17 protein-coding genes are annotated in these 16,867 nt (G+C 63.4%); 8 read left to right on the forward strand and 9 right to left on the reverse strand.

Features of this window, described 5'->3' with window-relative positions:
* Positions 1-29: 29 nt before the first annotated feature.
* Together GA829_RS16165 and GA829_RS16170 are read left to right on the forward strand one after the other, a co-directional pair.
* Positions 30-1,217, forward strand: coding sequence for a Gfo/Idh/MocA family protein (locus tag GA829_RS16165; protein WP_195179438.1), 1,188 nt, complete (start codon positions 30-32; stop codon positions 1,215-1,217).
* 50 nt (positions 1,218-1,267) lie between these two features.
* Positions 1,268-1,798 (forward strand): sterol desaturase family protein, encoded by a 531-nt coding sequence (locus GA829_RS16170; protein ID WP_195179439.1) that lies wholly within the window; start codon positions 1,268-1,270, stop codon positions 1,796-1,798.
* A 194-nt stretch (positions 1,799-1,992) separates the two neighbouring features.
* On the opposite strand, the gene rsgA is transcribed toward GA829_RS16170, so the two are convergent.
* Entirely contained in the window at positions 1,993-3,045 is a 1,053-nt protein-coding gene (gene rsgA / locus GA829_RS16175) for a ribosome small subunit-dependent GTPase A (protein WP_258052343.1), read from the reverse strand.
* 278 nt (positions 3,046-3,323) lie between these two features.
* Between rsgA and GA829_RS16180 the strand changes: the two genes are divergently transcribed.
* The 4 genes from GA829_RS16180 to GA829_RS16195 all read left to right on the forward strand — a co-directional run bounded on the left by GA829_RS16180 (position 3,324) and on the right by GA829_RS16195 (position 7,082).
* A complete protein-coding gene (locus GA829_RS16180) occupies positions 3,324-3,848 on the forward strand; it encodes a hypothetical protein (RefSeq protein ID WP_195179441.1) in 525 nt (174 codons plus the stop codon).
* Positions 3,849-4,566: 718 nt separating this feature from the next.
* Entirely contained in the window at positions 4,567-4,854 is a 288-nt protein-coding gene (locus GA829_RS16185; protein WP_195179442.1) for a hypothetical protein, read from the forward strand.
* Positions 4,855-4,935: 81 nt separating this feature from the next.
* Positions 4,936-5,922 carry a L,D-transpeptidase gene (locus tag GA829_RS16190; RefSeq protein ID WP_195179443.1) on the forward strand — a complete coding sequence of 329 codons (987 nt, stop codon included), beginning with the start codon at positions 4,936-4,938 and terminating at the stop codon, positions 5,920-5,922.
* Positions 5,923-6,053: 131 nt separating this feature from the next.
* Positions 6,054-7,082, forward strand: a complete 1,029-nt coding sequence (locus GA829_RS16195) for a cupin domain-containing protein (protein WP_195179444.1) — start codon at positions 6,054-6,056, stop codon at positions 7,080-7,082.
* 119 nt (positions 7,083-7,201) lie between these two features.
* Here GA829_RS16195 and dinB read toward each other — a convergent pair whose 3' ends face one another.
* Both dinB and GA829_RS16205 read right to left on the reverse strand, forming a co-directional pair.
* Positions 7,202-8,449 (reverse strand): DNA polymerase IV, encoded by a 1,248-nt coding sequence (gene dinB / locus GA829_RS16200; protein WP_195179445.1) that lies wholly within the window; start codon positions 8,447-8,449, stop codon positions 7,202-7,204.
* A gap of 118 nt (positions 8,450-8,567) precedes the next feature.
* On the reverse strand, positions 8,568-8,984 hold the full coding sequence (locus GA829_RS16205) for a winged helix-turn-helix transcriptional regulator (RefSeq protein WP_195179681.1): 417 nt from the start codon (positions 8,982-8,984) through the stop codon (positions 8,568-8,570).
* Positions 8,985-9,091: 107 nt separating this feature from the next.
* On the opposite strand from GA829_RS16205, the gene GA829_RS16210 reads away from it, so the two are divergent.
* On the forward strand, positions 9,092-9,679 hold the full coding sequence (locus GA829_RS16210) for a dihydrofolate reductase family protein (RefSeq protein WP_195179446.1): 588 nt from the start codon (positions 9,092-9,094) through the stop codon (positions 9,677-9,679).
* 38 nt (positions 9,680-9,717) lie between these two features.
* Here GA829_RS16210 and GA829_RS16215 read toward each other — a convergent pair whose 3' ends face one another.
* The 6 genes from GA829_RS16215 to GA829_RS16240 all read right to left on the reverse strand — a co-directional run bounded on the left by GA829_RS16215 (position 9,718) and on the right by GA829_RS16240 (position 14,415).
* A complete protein-coding gene (locus tag GA829_RS16215; RefSeq protein WP_195179447.1) occupies positions 9,718-10,461 on the reverse strand; it encodes a 2OG-Fe(II) oxygenase in 744 nt (247 codons plus the stop codon).
* Entirely contained in the window at positions 10,458-11,018 is a 561-nt protein-coding gene (locus tag GA829_RS16220) for a methylated-DNA--[protein]-cysteine S-methyltransferase (RefSeq protein ID WP_195179448.1), read from the reverse strand. Before GA829_RS16220 ends, GA829_RS16215 begins: the two co-directional genes overlap by 4 nt.
* A 116-nt stretch (positions 11,019-11,134) precedes the next feature.
* Positions 11,135-11,374, reverse strand: a complete 240-nt coding sequence (locus tag GA829_RS16225; RefSeq protein WP_195179449.1) for a hypothetical protein — start codon at positions 11,372-11,374, stop codon at positions 11,135-11,137.
* Between the two features lie 16 nt (positions 11,375-11,390).
* Positions 11,391-12,524: a bifunctional DNA-binding transcriptional regulator/O6-methylguanine-DNA methyltransferase Ada gene (ada, locus tag GA829_RS16230; protein ID WP_195179450.1), complete on the reverse strand. Its 1,134-nt coding sequence runs from the start codon at positions 12,522-12,524 to the stop codon at positions 11,391-11,393.
* 93 nt (positions 12,525-12,617) lie between these two features.
* Positions 12,618-13,709 (reverse strand): phosphatase PAP2 family protein, encoded by a 1,092-nt coding sequence (locus tag GA829_RS16235; RefSeq protein ID WP_195179451.1) that lies wholly within the window; start codon positions 13,707-13,709, stop codon positions 12,618-12,620.
* A gap of 256 nt (positions 13,710-13,965) precedes the next feature.
* Complete coding sequence (locus GA829_RS16240) at positions 13,966-14,415, reverse strand: ester cyclase (RefSeq protein WP_195179452.1); 450 nt, start codon at positions 14,413-14,415, stop codon at positions 13,966-13,968.
* A gap of 289 nt (positions 14,416-14,704) precedes the next feature.
* Here GA829_RS16240 and GA829_RS16245 point away from each other — a divergent pair, with 289 nt between their 5' ends.
* A complete protein-coding gene (locus tag GA829_RS16245) occupies positions 14,705-16,795 on the forward strand; it encodes an EAL domain-containing protein (protein ID WP_195179453.1) in 2,091 nt (696 codons plus the stop codon).
* Positions 16,796-16,867 lie beyond the last annotated feature (72 nt).

Here is a 16,867-nt window from a genome sequence, read left to right on the forward strand (position 1 = left end):
ATGGTCTTCTCCTGAGGGGTTCTCGAATCATGGTCTATGCAATTTCCGAAGGGTCGACACGCCAACGCCTGCGCGTCGGCATGGTGGGCGGCGGGCAGGGCGCTTTCATCGGCGCCGTGCACCGGCTGGCAATGCGTCTGGACGATCAGATCGTGCTGGTTGCCGGTGCGCTGTCCTCGCGTCCTGAAAACGCCGCTGCCTCGGCCGCCGAAATCGGCATCGCCCCTGAGCGCAGCTATGCCGACTACCGGGAGATGGCGCGCGCCGAGGCCGTGCGTCCGGATGGCATCGACGCCGTTGTCATCGTCACGCCCAATCATCTGCATGCGCCGGTCGCCACCGCCTTCCTCGAGGCCGGCATCGACGTGATCTGCGACAAGCCCTTGTCGACGACGCTGACGGAAGCCGAAGCGCTGGTAGTGCTGGCGCGGGCGAAAAACCGTCGCTTCGTCGTCACTCTCAACAACACCGGCTACGCCATGGTGCGCCAGGCGCGCGAGATGGTGGCGGCGGGTGAACTTGGCCGGCTCGTTTCCGTGCATGGCGCCTATATCCAGGACTGGCTGACCAAACCGATCGATGCCGATGGCCAGAAGCAGGCGGAATGGCGCACCGACCCGGCGCGCGCCGGCCAGTCGGCGGTGCTGGCCGACATCGGCGTGCATGCCTTCAACCTGGCGAGCTATATCTCGGGCCGCGAGGCCGAGGCGGTCTCGGCAGACCTGTTCACCGCCGTGCCGGGGCGTCGGCTCGACGACAATGCGCATGTTCTGGTGCGCTGGACGGGCGGCGTGCGCGGCACGATCCTCGCCAGCCAGACATCGCCCGGCCACTACAATGATCTGTCCGTGCGCCTTTATGGCGAAAACGCCGGGCTGGAGTGGTCTGGCGCGCGGCCGGAGGAATTGCGCTTCTCACGCTACGGCGAGGAGACACGCACGCTGGTGCGCGGCGGTCATGGCTCGACCGAGGAAAGCCGGCGCGTGTCGCGCATGCCGGCGGCGCATCCCGAGGGCTATATCGAGGCCTTCGCCAATTTCTACCGTGACGCCGCCGACATCATCCGCGCGCATCGCGCGGGCGTGGCGGTCGATCCGGCGCGTGCGGCACAGGTGCCCGATGTCGTCGACGGCGCACGCGGCGTGAAGTTCGTCGCGGCGGCGGTGGATTCGAATTCCGCCGGCGGGGCGTGGACGCCGGCACGGTTTGGTGGATAGATCGTCACGCTGCGTTTGCCATTTCGATATTTCCGTCTGGGGCGCCCCCAATGCAACTCGGTCTTATTGGCTACTATAGCGACTTCGTGGTGTATCCCCTGGTGATCGCCGTGCTGGCGGTGGCCGGCCTGATCGAGGCGGGTGAAGAAGGTGCGCCAGGCTGGATCGCCACGGCCACCGCCTGTCTCCTTCTCTGGACGCTGACCGAATACGTGTTGCACAGGTTCGTCCTGCACCACATTCCCTACATCAAGGACCTGCACGACCGTCACCATGTCGAGGAACGCAGTTCCGTGGGCACGCCCACCTGGCTCAGCCTTGGCGTGCATGCGCTGATCGCATTGCCGGTGTGGCTGTTCTCGGATTTCGCGATCGCGAGTGCCGTCAGCTGCGGGCTGATGCTGGGCTATCTCTGGTACATCAGTGTCCACCACATGATCCACCACTGGCATCCTGCCCACCCAAGCTATCTCTACACGCTGAAGCGCCGCCATGCCCTGCATCACCATACCGACGAGACGATCAATTTTGGCGTGACGTCGGCATTCTGGGACAGGGTCTTCGGCACGGCGCGTCTTTGAGGGACTGTTTGGAAATTCTACTCAGGCGGCCACCTGGCGGCGGTTTCTGCGCTTCCTCAGTTCTACTGCGTCGCAGTAGAACTGAGCTCACGGACCAAATGTCCGCTGCGCTTCGGTTCTCGAAACCACCACCATATGGCTCGCCAGAGCGAATTTCGAAACAGTCCCTGTGGCAGGTTGCCTAGTCGGTCAGGTCAGCGCCGCTTGCCGCGTCCGCCGGCAGGCTTGGCTGGAGATTTGCCGCCACGCGGGCCGCTTTGAACCGGCGTGTTGTGCTGGTTCTCGTCCGACAGTTTGCGCCAGCGGGCGAGGCGCTCCGGGTCGAGCGTGCCCGCCTTCAAGGCCGCCTGCACCGCGCAGCCCGGCTCATGGACATGCGTGCAGTCGCGAAACTTGCACAGCGGCGCCAGTTCGGTGATTTCGGCGAACAGCGTGTCGATGCCGGAGGCGACATCGCTGACATGCAGCGTGCGCATGCCGGGCGTGTCGATCACCCAGCCGCCGCCGGCGATGGCATGCAGCGACCGCGCGGTGGTGGTGTGGCGCCCCTTGGCGTCGTGCTCGCGAATGCCACCGGTCTGCTGCGGCGATTGCTGCGCCGACCCGGCCAGCGTGTTGACCAGCGTCGACTTACCGACGCCGGAGGAGCCGACCAGCGCAACAGTCTGGCCCGTGCCGCACCAGGCGGCGAGTGCGCTTGCGGCATCGGCGGTCTTGGGGTTGAGCGTCACCACCGCCAATCCGCGCTGCAGCGCCAGCGATTGCTTCTGGTAGGGCTCGGCATCCGCCACCGTATCCGCCTTGGTCAGCAGGATCACCGGCGTCGTTCCAGCCTCGTTGGCCAGCGCCAGGTAGCGCTCGAGCCGGGCCGGATTGAAATCGGCGTTGCAGGAGGTGACGATGAACAGCGTGTCGACATTGGCGGCGGCCAGCTGCGGAATTCGGCCGCCCTGCGTGCGGCGTTCCAGCACCGTCTTGCGGGTCAGCCGGCGGCGCAGCAGATAAGTATCGGGCTCGGCAAGCACCCAGTCGCCGACAGCGTAGTCGCCGGTGTTGGCCTGCGCCGGCAAGGTCAGGTCCATATGCCCGGCTTGCGACAGGCCTGTCAGGCGGTCGCGGTGGACCATGGCAATGCGCGTCGGGACGAGGTTGGCCTCATCAGGCTCAAGCTGATCGCCGAAGAAATCCGACCATCCGAGATTCAGTAGCGAAATTGGAGCGGAAGGATCCGTCACGACTTTGACCACGGCGTCGCAGGCATCGGGCAGTATCCCTGGCAAATGAGAAGAGGCGCGGCCGGGCAGGGCGATCACGCGAGCAGGTGTATGGGCGGCACGGCGGGATTTGGCAAGCAGCATTGGCAATGCGACGAATTTAGCGGATTGGAGGTGCGAGGCAGCGCTCTAGCATGTGATACTGTATTAGAATTTCGCACGAGAAGCATTGCCAACAACAATTCGTGATCACACTTGCCAAGATCAAATATCTCTGATTTTCTCAATCTTATGGCTAGGTGGAGTGGGAAATGATTACTTTAACTCGGTTCGACGGTGTGGCAGTCCAAATTAAGGCTACCGATATAGTAAGAGTTCGCCAAACCGAAGCCGATTTGGGCGAGAAAGGAAATTCTCGCGTGGATGGCCTGATTATTCCTTTTTACAATGATATCCCTTCGGCGGTTGCAACGGCAGTACACGCTGAAGTAGCCTCGTTCATCAGCCTAGCGCAGCCGGGCGGAAAACCTGTATGGTTTAACGGCGCGAAAGCCAGCGGCCCCGTTCCGGTCGCGAAGGTTGATCAAGAGCCTATGCCGTACGGTCAGATTCGATCCGCGCTCATGATCGGCGATAAAATCCAGTATGTGAACAATACGCCAGACGAGGTCTACAACGTGATCCTCGCGCAAGGCGGGCATGCTGAGCCGCCGATAAAGTCAGCGCAACACGCCATCGAGGTCATGGCGACGTTGAGCACACTCTCGCTTGGAAATGCTGGCGACGTTATTTGGGACGCGCAACTTTATATAACCGACGCCGCAGCTGATATGTAGGCGCGCACAGCCGTAAAGATCTTGTGGTCTTTAACTGACGCTATTGTGGCTAGAGCAACTCCAGGAAAAATGTGGAGCGGTTTTTCGTTCTGAATTTAGTAAAAACAATGAGTTAGAGCGGATCGCCGCTTCCGTGAAACGGTGAAGTGCTCTAGGTCGGAATGCCACGCTGTTGTCCTCGCCCCGTTCTCGTTGCGCTTGGCGGCGGCTTTCTGAAGTTATTCTTGACGTCCGTGATGTGATGTCCGCGATGAACGTTACGTCAACCGGGCCAACGGGAACCTGTCCCGGTCCTGAAGCCCTGACGGAATGCGTGGGCTTCCCGAGAGGCAGGGGACTTTTGCAAATCTGGCGAAAATGCCGAGCGCATCAGGAACCGGACCCGGAAGTTGTCCAGATACGACGCGGTGAGGCCTTCAAGGCCTGGTCGCATGGCTACCCGTTCCACACGCACTTTCACCCCGATGCTGGGTGCCGTCGCCGCCGGAGCACGCAAGGATCTGGTGACGGCGATGGCAGCGATGTCGGAGCTTGGCGAGGTCTATCGCCCCCGGCGCGGCGCTGGCCGGCTGGCATGCCAAGCGCTTCGCCGCGTTCGAATTGCTGCAGCAGGCCGGCAAGGCGATCGGGGGTTGAAAGCGGTTTGTTGAAAATTTCGGTCGAACGATGCTCGAACTGCGCTTACTGTGTCATGGCTGGCTCTTTGAGAGGGTGACGCATGACACGCCGTTTGCAATTTCTTGCCGCTCTCGCTTTCGCGACGCTCTCGGTTTCCACCGCGCAAGCCAAAGCGCCCGCCGATGTTGCCGATCTGGTCGGCGCGCGCGCTCCCGGTGCCGAGACCGCAATGCAGTCGCGCGGATATACGAATGTGAAGAACAACAACTGGTGGAACGACGGCTCCAAAATCTGCGTGAAAGTGAAGGTCTCGCAAGGCAAATATGCCAGCATCGCCAAGGTGGCGGCTTCCAGCTGCGGCCAGGGCGGCAAGTCCGCCGCAAAGTGAACGTGTCCTGCCGACGTGTCACAAGCCGACCGGTACAAATACCCTGCCTGTAACTAGCGGGGCTACCACAAGAGGGGCGCAATGAGGTTAGATCGGCGGCATGTGGTCATTGGCGGCAGCTTGCTGGCATTGTTGCCGGCCACGCGAAGCTTCGCCGTGGAGACGCTTCAGGACATCAAGGATCTCAAGCCCGGCGAGTTCACCTGGCATCCAGAACGCCAGAAGAAGGGGCCGGTCGCCATTATCGTCTCCTTGCCGCAGCAACGCGTGCATGTCTATCGCAACGGCGTGCGCATTGCCGTCTCGACCTGTTCGTCGGGCAAGCCCGGGCATGAGACGCCGACCGGCATCTTTGTCATTCTCGAAAAGGACAAGGACCACAAGTCGAGCACCTACAATGACGCGCCGATGCCGAACATGAACCGGCTGACATGGTCGGGTATCGCGCTGCATGCCGGCAACCTGCCAGGCTATCCTGCCTCGCACGGTTGCGTGCGGCTGCCGCTCGCCTTCTCCAGCGACCTCTATGGCATCACCCATATCGGTACGCCGGTCATCATTTCGGGCGCGCGTGGCGACTCGGCCGAACTGACCAACCCCGGTATGGTGCTGGGCGGCTATGCGGCCGGGCAGTTCCAGAACGTGGTCGCCAGCAAGGACGGCCACAAGCGGTCCGCCGACTGGGTCGAGCCGGAGGATTTTCCGGTCACCTCGATCATCGCTTCATCGGGCGACAAGCAGATCATGCTGATCGAGAACGGCGTGGTCGTCACGCAGGCACCATTGACCATCACCGGCTCCGGCGGGCTTGGCAGCCATGTGCTGACCCTGCAGGTGGCTGGCGCCGCCAACGATTGGCAGTGGGTCGACATCAGCCGCAGCGCCAGCTCCGGCTCGTTCTTCAACAGCGAGCAAGACATGCTCAAGCGGCTCAGCACGCAAAAGAGCTTCCTTGACGCCATGCAGGCCCGGATGCATCCAGGCATGGTGATGGTGCTGACCGATGCCCCGCTGCATCCCGACAGCCGCTCCGGCCAGGACTTCGTCGTGATGTCCGCGACGGATTGATTGTCGGCCAGGCTTCCGCTCAAAACCCCTTCAGCGGCCAGCGGCGCCGGCCGCTGAAATTGCGATACACCCCGCCGCTTGATAGGCTCGTCCGGTGGCGGTCGGGCGATATGGATGAGAGGTTCAGCCAGATGGCCGACGAGAAAGCCAAGCCGCCAATGCCTTTCGCATCGGAGAGCGTGCCGTGGACCGAATGGTCCGATGTGCCGCGCTTCGGCTTGCGCTACCGGCATCTGTCACGCGCAGCCATGGGCGAAAACTACCATGTCGGCGTGGCGATCGAGGAACTGCCGCCTGCTATGCGGACCGCGCCGGCGCATTACCACATGCTTGAGGAAGAGCATGTGTTCATCCTTGAGGGCGAGCTGACCGCGCATGTCGGCGATGCCGTCTACGCCATGAAAACAGGCGATTACATCTGCTTTCCGGCGGGCGCCGCGGCCGGGCATTGTCTCGTCAACACCAGCGATGCGCCGTGCCGCTATGTCATAGTCGGCGAGCGCAACCCTGACGACGTCGTGGTCTACACCGCTTCCAACAAGGTTCTGGTGCGAGCGCTTGGCCCGCGCGCGATCTTCGATCTGGCGGCGGTGCGGGGCTACTGGGATGGCGAGGATACGGGCCTTCCCGCCGGCCAGCCGCTGCCTGGAGATTCGCTGGCTGGTGTCACCAGGGAAGCGGCCAAACCCGTCCCGCCTGTCTCCGGCGATGCCGTCGAGTGGCGTGTGGAAGGCGAAGGCCAGAACTTTGGCGGTCATTCCAGGCATTTGACCTATGCCGCGCTTGGACGGCCAGATTATCATGTCGGCCTGCTGATCGAAGCGCCGGACCCCGGCAAGCGGCTGGCGCCCCGGCACTACCATATGCTGGAAGAAGAGCATGCGCTGATCCTGGAAGGGCAGGTGACGCTGCTGCTCGGCGAGGAACGCCATGAGATGAAAGCCGGCGACTATGTCTGCTTTCCCGCCGGCCTGCCGGTTGGGCATTCCTTCCTCAACTCAGGCAGTGGGCCTTGCCGCTATCTCATGATCGGCGAGCACAATTCCAATGAGGTCTGCGTCTATCCCGATTCCAACAAGATGGCGGTCGACGCGTTGCGCCGGCGCGACGGTATTTTCGACATGGCGGCGGTGCGTCGATATTGGGACGGCGAGGCGTAACAGGGCGGCATTTCGCTGCCCAGAGCGGTTCAACGTTTGATTGAATCGTCGGACCGCTCTAACTCTTGTTTTTACGCAATTCCGGACGGAAAACCGTTACACACTTTTCCTGGAATTGCTCATAGCTCCTTCTCCGCCAGTTCCCTGAACGCGTCGGGGACCGAGCGCGCGGCTTCCAGCGCCACGGTGCCGTAGCCGACCGCCTGTTTGCCGAAGCGCTCGCGGATCTTGTCGATGGCGCGGTCGGCGCCAAAGCGCGCGAGGCCCTTTTTCGTGCCGGGCCGATGTTTCTCGTCGGCGAGGCCGAGCGGCAGTTCCAGTTGCAGCTCGGCGCTTTCTTCCAGATGCGACACCGAGATCGCCAGCAGCGAGATGGTTTTCTCTTGGTGGTGGTCGGCCAGCACGCCGCGCACGAGGTCCTGCGCGATCTCGGCCAGCATCGTGGTTGCCGAGATCGGCTGGTCGAGGGTTATGGAGCGGGTGACGGCGCGGAGATCGGCAAAGCGCACGCGCACCGTCACCGTGCGGCCGGGCCGCGCCTTGGCGCGCAGCCGGCTGGCGACGCGGTCGGCCAGGTGCAGGAGTGTGGGCACGATGATCCGCGCCACCGCCGGCTTCTGTCCGAGCGCGGACTGGGCGCCGGCCGAGCGCGCACGGCGATAGGTGACCAGTTTGCGCGGATCGCGGTTCCAGGCGAGGGCGGCAAGCTTCTCGCCGGCGGCGGGGCCGAGCAGCCGGGTCAGCGCGCCACTATGCGTCCGGGCCAGCTGGCCGATGGTCTCGACGCCGATTTCGGCAAGGCGTGCCTTTGTCGCCGGGCCGACGCCCCACATCAGCCCGACCGGCAGGTCGTGCAGGAAGGCGATTTCGGTGCCGGGTTCGACCACCACCAGCCCGTCGGGCTTGGCGACCTGGGAGGCGATCTTGGCCAGATGCTTGGTGCGCGCCACGCCGACCGAGATCGGCAGGCCGAGTTCGGCCCGCACCCGGCTGCGCACGGTCTTGGCGATCTCTTCAGGCGATCCAAACAGATGCGTGCAGCCGGCGACATCGGCGAAGGCCTCGTCGATGGAAATGCGCTCGACCAGCGGCGTGAAATCGTCGAGCACCTTGATGGCGGCGTCGCCCAGCCGCTGATAGTCGCCGAAATGGCCGCCGACGAAGATCAGTCGCGGGCACAGTTCACGCGCCTTGCGTCCCGGCATGCCGCCGCGAACGCCAAAAGCCTTGGCCTCGTAGGAGGCGGCCAGCACCACACCGCCACCGACGGCGATCGGCTTGCCGCGCAATGACGGATCGAGCAGCTGTTCGACCGACGCATAGAAAGCGTCGAGGTCGGCATGCAGGATGGTGGCTGTTGTTTCCATCCGGCGGCATATCAGGGGTTGTTGATGGATATGAACAAATAGAGAACAAATGGGGTCGGCTGTCAAGCGGGGAAGACGAGGCTCCCTTATCCACCTGTGGGCGAAGGAAGGCGGCGCCTTACACGATATGCTCGACCCGCAGCGTCCGTTTTATTGTTTCCAGCGCCGGCTCGCCGCCGGCCGCCAGTTCGTCGGCGATCCTGGCCAGCACGTCGTCGGCCTTGCGATGCTTGCTGCCCCACGCACCCAGCGTGGCGAGTATCGGCAGAAGGTCGATGCCGGCCTCGGTCAACCGGTAGACAGCTTTCAGCTTGTGTGTCGGGTCATCGCCTCTGGTAAGGATGCCTTCATCCTGCAAGGTCTGCAGCCGCTCGGCCAGCGTGCGCGAAGAAATGCCCTCGTCGGATTGCAGGAACTCGCGAAAATGCCTCTTTCCGGCGAAAACCAGGTCGCGAATGATCAGCAACGTCCAGCGGTCGCCAAGCAGTTCAAGCGACAGGCTGATGGGGCAGCCGGATCTTCCCATGATCGACATATCCATGGTTCCATTTTTCAATCGCTTTACTATTGACATCATTTTCACATTTGATCAATGGTTCCAAATGTAAAGCATTGACGGCGATCCAACCGGAGGCAGGTCGAATGAAGAAGCTCATCCTTCAGATGCAGATGTCGGTCGACGGGTTTGTCGGCGCCGACGCGGACCATCCCTGGCAACTCTGGGAATGGGGCGACAAAAGCGAGTGGGACGACGAGTTGAAGCGCGACTTCAATGCCATATTCGAGAAGATCGACACGATCCTTCTCAGCCGCAAAATGGTGCAGGAGGGATATCTCACGCATTGGGGCAACGCGGCCAGGAATTATCCGCGCGACGGTTTCCATGCCTTCGCGCAACGCGTCGTCGACGCCTGCAAGGTTGTGCTGAGCGACAAGCTGAAGGGCTCGCAGTGGGAGCGCACCACCGTTGCCAGCGGCGACCTGCCGCGCGAGGTCAACGCGCTGAAATCGGGCGAGGGCGGCGACATGGCGGTGTTCGGCGGCGCAGGCTTCGCCTCGGCGCTGATCGCGGCGGGGTTGATCGATGAGTTCCAGCTGTTCATCAATCCGGCCGTGCTGGGCGGCGGCCGCAGGATTTTCGACCAGAGCGGTTTTGCCAAGCTGCGGCTGCTCGGCTCGAAGGCCTATGCCTGCGGCATGGTGGTCAGCCGCTACGCGCCGGCGGGATAGGCACCCCCTTCTCCCACAGGAGAGAAGGGGGTGCCAGCTCACCTGGCGTCGTGGAAGATGATGCCGACGGTGTGCCGCATGCCTGAGCGCAGGCGGCTGACGCCGTGGCGCAGGTTGACGCGGTAGTTGCCCTTGGTGCCTTGCACAGGCCGGTTGTGAACGGCGAAGGCCACGGCGTCGCCCTGGCGCAAATGCACCACCTCGACCCGGCTCTGCATGCGCGGCCGCTGTTCGGTCAGCGCGAACTCGCCGCCGGTGAAATCCTCGCCCGGTTCCGAAAGCAGGATCGCCACCTGCAGCGGGAAGGCGAGATCGCCATAGAGGTCCTGGTGCAGGCAGTTGAAGTCGCCCGGCACATATTGCAGCAACAGCGGCGTCGGCCGCGTCTGACCGGCGGCATGGCACTGTTCGAGGAAATCCGCATGTTTTGCCGGATAGCGCTCGGCCAGCCCCATGCGCTGGTTCCAGCCGTTGGCGACATCCGCCAGCCTTGGATAGAGCGCGGTGCGCAGCCCGCCAAGGACGTCGGGCAAGGGATACTTGAAGTAGCGGTATTCACCCTTGCCGAAACCGTGCCTGGCCATGTGGATGTGGCTGCGGAAATGCTGCTCGTCGGGATAGAGACCGGCGATCTCTAGGCACTCCTGCGGCGACAGCAGTTTCTCGATCACCGCACAGCCGAAGCCGTCGAGTTCGGCGCTGAGCGCCGGCCAGTCGTAGCCGGCGACACGCATCTCGGCGGCTTCGGCCACTGATGTTGCAACCTTGGCGTGGGCGTTCATATCGCTGCCTCCCTGGTGAGCAGGGCGCGCTTGCGTTCGACGCCCCAGCGGTAACCCGCCAATGTGCCGTCGGCGCGCAACACGCGGTGGCAGGGAATGCCAAGCGCGATCGCATTGGCCGCGCAGGCGGTTGCCACGGCACGCGCGCCGTTCGGCTGGCCAAGGCGCCGGGCAAGGCCGGTGTAGGTGATGGTGGCGCCGCACGGGATGACGCGCAGCATCTCCCACACACGCTGCTGGAACGGTGTGCCACGCCGCGTGTCGAGCCGCAAATCGAGACCGGCGCCGGGCATCTCGATGAAGCGGACGATGGCGGCAAGATCGCCGCGCAGTCCACGCTCGTCTTCGGCCAACCGGCTGTCGGGGAAGCGGTTGCGGAGGTCCTGCTCCAACTCGTCCGCACTGGAGCCAATCAGGATGGCGCATACGCCAACGCTGCTGCGCGCCGTCAGGACCTTGCCGATCGGCGAGCCAGTGATGGCATAAGTAATGGTGTTGGCGGCGCCGCGGACTGTCGCCCGTGCCGGTAAGGCGATTTCGGTTTGCATGAGGTTCATGGTCTTCACTCCTTTGTCTTTCCCGACCTTAGCCACACCGCGACGGACGCTCACTCCGATGCTTGCTTTCAAATTCGCATTTGTCTGACGTCGAGAGCCGGCAGGCGCGAGCGGGCTCAGGCGAGGCGGGTTATCTCCTGATCGCCGAGCAGGAACACTTCGCCGGTGACCAGCCGCAATTCGATCTCGCCGGTGGCGGCAAGGCTCCACTCCGCCGCGCCGTCGTCCACCATCTGGCCGATGGCGGTCATCACCAGCGCCTTGGCGGCATCGGCTGGCCGACGATGGCCAAGACTTTTGCGGCTCCGGCGGTTCTCGTCGGCGACGCTCTCGGACAGCTTTGCCATGGCGCGCATCGCGGGCCGGTTCTCCTCAGGTCCGTTGCGGGCGGGATGTGCCGGCAACTGCTTTCGCCAGCCCGCCAGTTGGGGCTTCGCGGCCGAGCAACGCGCGCTTGCGTTCCGCTCCCCAGGCATAGCCCGACAGCGCGCCGTCCTTTCGGATGACGCGGTGGCAAGGGATGGCAACGGCCAGGGCATTGGCCGCGCAAGCGGCTGCGACGGCGCGGGTCGCCTTGGGCGCACCGATGCGCCGGGCGATCTCGGCATAGGAGGCGGTATGGCCGACAGGGATGTCTTGCAAGGCTTGCCAGACGCGCTGCTGGAACGCGGTGCCGCGCACATCGAGCGGCAAGTCGAGACCGATGCTCGGGGCCTCGACGAAACCGACGACGCGGGCGACGAGCGCCTCGTAGTCGTGGTCGCCGCCAATCAGCCGCGCCTTGGGAAAACGGTCCTGCAGATCACGCACCAGCGCGTCGGGGTCGTCGCCAAGCAGGATCGAGGCAACGCCCTTGCGGCTCGATGCGACCAGGATGGCGCCAAGCGAAGTCTCGCCGACGGCGAAGCGGATCTCCTCATTGGCGCCACCGGCACGGTATTGCGTCGGGGTCATGCCAAGCATGCCGGTGGACTTTTCATAAAAGCGCCCGCTCGAGTTGAAGCCGGCATCGTAGATCGCCGCCGTCACGCTGGCGCTGTCCTCAAGGCCCTGGCGCACCCTGGCGGCGCGGTTGGCCGTGGCATAGTCCTTCGGCGTCAGGCCGACGACTGCCCTGAACAGGCGGTGGAAATAGCCGGGGCTGAAACCCGCGGCCGCCGCCAGTTCGCCAAGCGATGGCTCCTCTTCGCTCCGCTCGATCATGCGGCAGGCACCGGCGATGATCGCGGCATTGCCGGTCTCGGTCGAGATCCCGTCCGGATTGCAGCGCCGGCATGGCCGGAAGCCGGTGTCGCGGGCCGCCTGCAGCGTGTCGTGAAGTGCTACATTCCTGGGGTTCGCCTGCCGCGAAGGGCAGGATGGCCGGCAGTAGACGCCGGTCGTCACGACCGAATACCAGAAATGTCCGTCGGCCAGCCTGTCGCGGGCAACGACGCGAGCCCAGCGCGGATCAGCGGTGACCGGAAGCGGTGCGGAGTTCAGATTTCTTCGAGGGCTAGTGAGCATGGCTGATATAGAAGCGGCCGCGGGCCGGTTCCGCCACCCGTTTCCTGCCAATGTCTGGCGATGTCTGGACCGGTTACCCCTCGTGCCGGACCGCTACGTCCGTGCTGGGTCGGGGATCGGCAATCCGATGTCGGAAGCGGCCTCACTCGCAGCCCTTGAAAGCTGGCTCGCGTTGGGTGAAACGAAACGCCCGGTCAGGTACCAGATCAGGGAGACGACTAGGATCGAAACATAGCCATCGGCGGCATAGTGCCAGCCGGTATAGACAGAACCGAACAGAATGAGCGCCGCGAAGGACCAGCCGCCGATGGCCCAACGGCGGCCGAAGCCGGTCAGGAAGAAGGCGTTGAGCGTGACGAACGCGACATGCATGCTTGGCATGGCGGTGATGCCGCCGCCCAGTTCTGGCCGGCCGCTTGCGTGTATTCCCATGAGATAGGCGGCGTAGGTCTCGACAGACCCCCCGTACCCAGTCGCCGCGAGGGCGGCATGCAGCCCGGCAAACCGGTTGCCGCCGTAAAGCTGATCATAGAATATTGGCCCGACGGACGACAGCAAAGTCGCAAGAACGGCGCCGCACAGGATGCTGGTCAGTGCGAGTGCCCACAGATAGCGCAAGCGTCCAGCCGCGTTGTTCCAAAAGGCGACGAAGAGCACGGTGCCGAACCATTGCAAGACCCAACAATATTCATAACTCCAGAAAATCAACGCCGAAACAGGTCCGGAGACGAACCTGTGCTCCCATATCCAGGAATCGGCACCAAGCAGTCTGACATCAAAGTCCGCCAGGAAACGGTCGGCGTGAAATGGCACCATGTCCGGGATGGCGATCCTGACGGTGGTGAAGGCAGTGATGCAGAGATAGAACAAGAGGATGATCGGCGCGGCGCCTATCCAGCGTGCCCTGAGTGTGCCAAGCATGAAGTTTGCTGGGTTGCGCCAGGCAAACATCAACGCCGCCACGCCGAGGCCGCCCGCCAAAAGCATAGGCAGGAAGAAGATGAACGGCGCGGCATAGGATCGGGCCAGCTCCACATAGCGATCCGGCCACAAGCAGAATACAAGCACCGCATAGGTAAGGCAAAGGGCGGTCAGCAGCCAACCACTCCGGGTTGACGCGATATCAAGATCATGAAGGACAACAGAGGGACCATAGCCGCTCCGCTGTTCGCTAATCGTACTCATTGAGGACATCCCGCCAGCTGCCCGAGAGATTTATGCCGGTATTTGGCAAGGAATCGGTTATTAACTGGTTACGGAAGCCATTGTATTTAATGCCCAATATAATATAGTTACAATAGTGTTTCCGATTTCAACCTGATGTTGATAGCGGCGGTTGCAACGCCGCGCGCCGGCGCCATCTCGCGCCGAGGCTGGTTCAGGCCACCTGCCTTCCCTTTCGATCGTCGGGCCATCGCCAGGAGGGCGACGGCCCGCTTGATCACGCGGTCCTGATGAGGCCGAGCTGGGTGAGTGCCGCAACGCCGTCGTCAAGGCCGATTTCCTCGACGATCCTGCCGTTCATCACCTTCAGCACCGTGGTGCCGGTAAAGCGCATGGTCCGGCCCGTGCCGGCAGGCAGCGCGCCGAGGAGGAAATCGCTGAAGGCCGGGCCGGTATGGGTGCCGCCGCCTTCCCATTGGCCGACGACATAGTCGCCTTCGGCGATCAGGTCGGCGGTGGCCCAGAAATTGAGGTCCGGGAACGCGGCGCGGAAGTCGGTCATGAAGGCTTTGATGTCTTCACGGCCACGGCGCGGCTCATGCAGCGAATATTTCAGCAGCATGTCCGGTGCCGCGATGTCATCGACCACCGAGAGATCACAGGTTTCACCCCAAAAGTCAGTGAACCAGCGAACGACGATGGCCTTGTTGTCTTCCTGGATAGTCATGGAAAGTCCTCTTGTTTGCTGTCATGCATGCCGTATTGCAAAAACCGCCAGGCACGTTCGGAGCCGTGGCCGTGGCATGTCTTTGAGATCGCCGGCTGCCGGTGATCCGGGACAAGAACTATGATGATCCGGCAGGAGCGGAACTCCGGTTCTTGCCCGCCAATCGAAAGCCCGTGCGACAGTCAATGACAGATGAAATGGCGGGTCCGTCGCTGCTTCAGGGCCAAGTAACGCTTTCTTCTCTGGTTTTGCCGCAGATTGGCGTCGGCGGGGGCAGGCGAAACGTCAGATGGCTGGTCAGATCAAGAAAAGTCGCAATGGAACGTTCTGGGCAGAGGCTCTGGAACGCGCCCATCTTGGCGTCTGGGACTGGGATATTCGGACCGGTGATTGTTTTTATTCCGCCACGTGGGCGCGGATGCTGGGCTATGATGAAAGCGAACTTGCCAACACCAGCGATCTGTGGCTGCAACTGACCCATCCCGACGACCGCGAGCGGGCGCAGGCCAGCGGCGACCGCCATATTGCCGGCCAGACCGAAACCATCGAGACCGAGCTTCGGCTCAGGCACAAGGACGGACATTGGGTCTGGGTGCTCGACCGCGGCGGCATCGTCGAGCGCGACGCGTCTGGAAAGCCGGTCAGGCTGATGGGCGTGCAGACCGACATCTCCAGGCAGAAGGCAGCCGAGGCCGAGCTCGCGCAGGTCAATGTGCGCTTCCGCCTTGCGCTCGCCGCCAGCGGCACCGGCATCTGGCATCACGACATCGGCGTCAACAAGAGTTACTGGGACCAGCGCACGCGCGACATCTTTGGATTGGTCGCCGACAGCGACGAGGTGGCCGCCGATCTCTGGCACAGCTATCTGCATCCCGATGACAAGGACGCAGCCGAAGATGCCCACCAGGCGCCGGTGGGAACCGATGGCGTGACCGCCAGCCAATACCGCATCATCAAGCGTGATGGCGAGATTCGCCATGTCGAGTCACTCGTGCGCTTCATTGCTTCCGCCGGCTCGGCCGGCCAGATCCTTGGCACGGTACGCGACATCACCGAGGAAAAGCTGCGCGCCCTGGAGCTCGCCTATGCGGCCCGTCACGATGCGCTGACCGGCCTGTGGAACCGCGCCGCCTTCGACCGGCTGCTCGGCGACCACATTGCGATGGGCGTTCCTCTGGCGGTGTTCTATGTCGATCTCGACTACTTCAAGGCACTCAACGACTTTGCCGGCCACGCCGCCGGCGACCTGGCGCTGAGAAGCGTGGCTGCCGGCATTCGCGGCTGCCTGCCGCCGCTGGCGCATGCGGCGCGGCTGGGCGGCGACGAATTCGCGCTGCTGGTGCCGCATTGCGACACCTCGCAGGCCGAGCGGATCGCCGTCGCCGTGCTTGGCGCGGTGCGCGAGGCCGATCTCGGCCCGGCGACATCGTCGCGCAGGCTCGCGGCCTCGATCGGCATTGCCTTCGTCGACGACGGCAAAACCACCGTGGCCGACGCGCTGGCCTGCGCCGACGACGCCTGCTACGCCGCCAAGGCGGCCGGGCGCAACCGTTTCTCGGTGTTCTCGGCCAACGCGAAATCGGGTTCCGGCGGCCTCAACGCGGCTCGCGTCGCCGCCGATACGGTGGACGCCATGGAGGAGGGCCGGCTGATCCTGTTCGGCCAGGAAATCCATCTCCTGGGCAAGCCCTGGCACGATAGCCGCCATGTCGAGGTGCTGGCACGGCTGGTGGCGCGCAACGGCCGTCTGGTGCCGCCTGGCGAGTTCATTCCCGTGGCCGAGCGCTTCGGCATTGCTTCCAGGCTCGACCGCTGGATCATCCGCACGGCGCTGGCGCGGCATGGCGCGGCGATGCGCTCGGGCGCGCTGACGCTTGGCTTCAACCTGTCGGCGCAGACGCTGAGCGATCCGCAACTGTGGGATTTTGTCGACAGCGTCATCGACGAGACCGGGGCGCCACATTCCGGCATCGGCTTCGAGATCACCGAAACCGCCGCCGTCACTAATTTCGACGCCGCCGAACAGTTCGTGCGCAAGGCGCGTGAGCGGAAGTGCCGGGTCAGCCTCGATGATTTCGGCGCCGGCATGAGCTCGTTCGAATATCTCAGGCGCTTCCCCGTCGACACGATCAAGATCGACGGCTCGTTCATCCAGAATATTTCCGAAAGCCGCTTCGACCGCGAGATCGTGTTGGCCATCACCAGCATTGCCCGCAGCCTCGGCTGCCATGTGGTGGGCGAGAAGATCGAACGGCAGGAGACTCTGATCATGCTCAGCGAGATGGGCGTCGCCTTCGGTCAAGGCTATTTGCTGCACAAGCCAGAGCCGCTGGAGGCGATCGTCGCACGCGCGACAATGCCGGATCGGCGCAGTGCTTAAGGCGGAAACGCTGACCCGCTCCATCTCATTGTTTTCCGCAATTCTCGATGGAAAACCGTTTGGAATTGCGCC

Origin of the sequence: Mesorhizobium sp. INR15 (assembly GCF_015500075.1) — a bacterium.
Classification (GTDB): domain Bacteria; phylum Pseudomonadota; class Alphaproteobacteria; order Rhizobiales; family Rhizobiaceae; genus Mesorhizobium.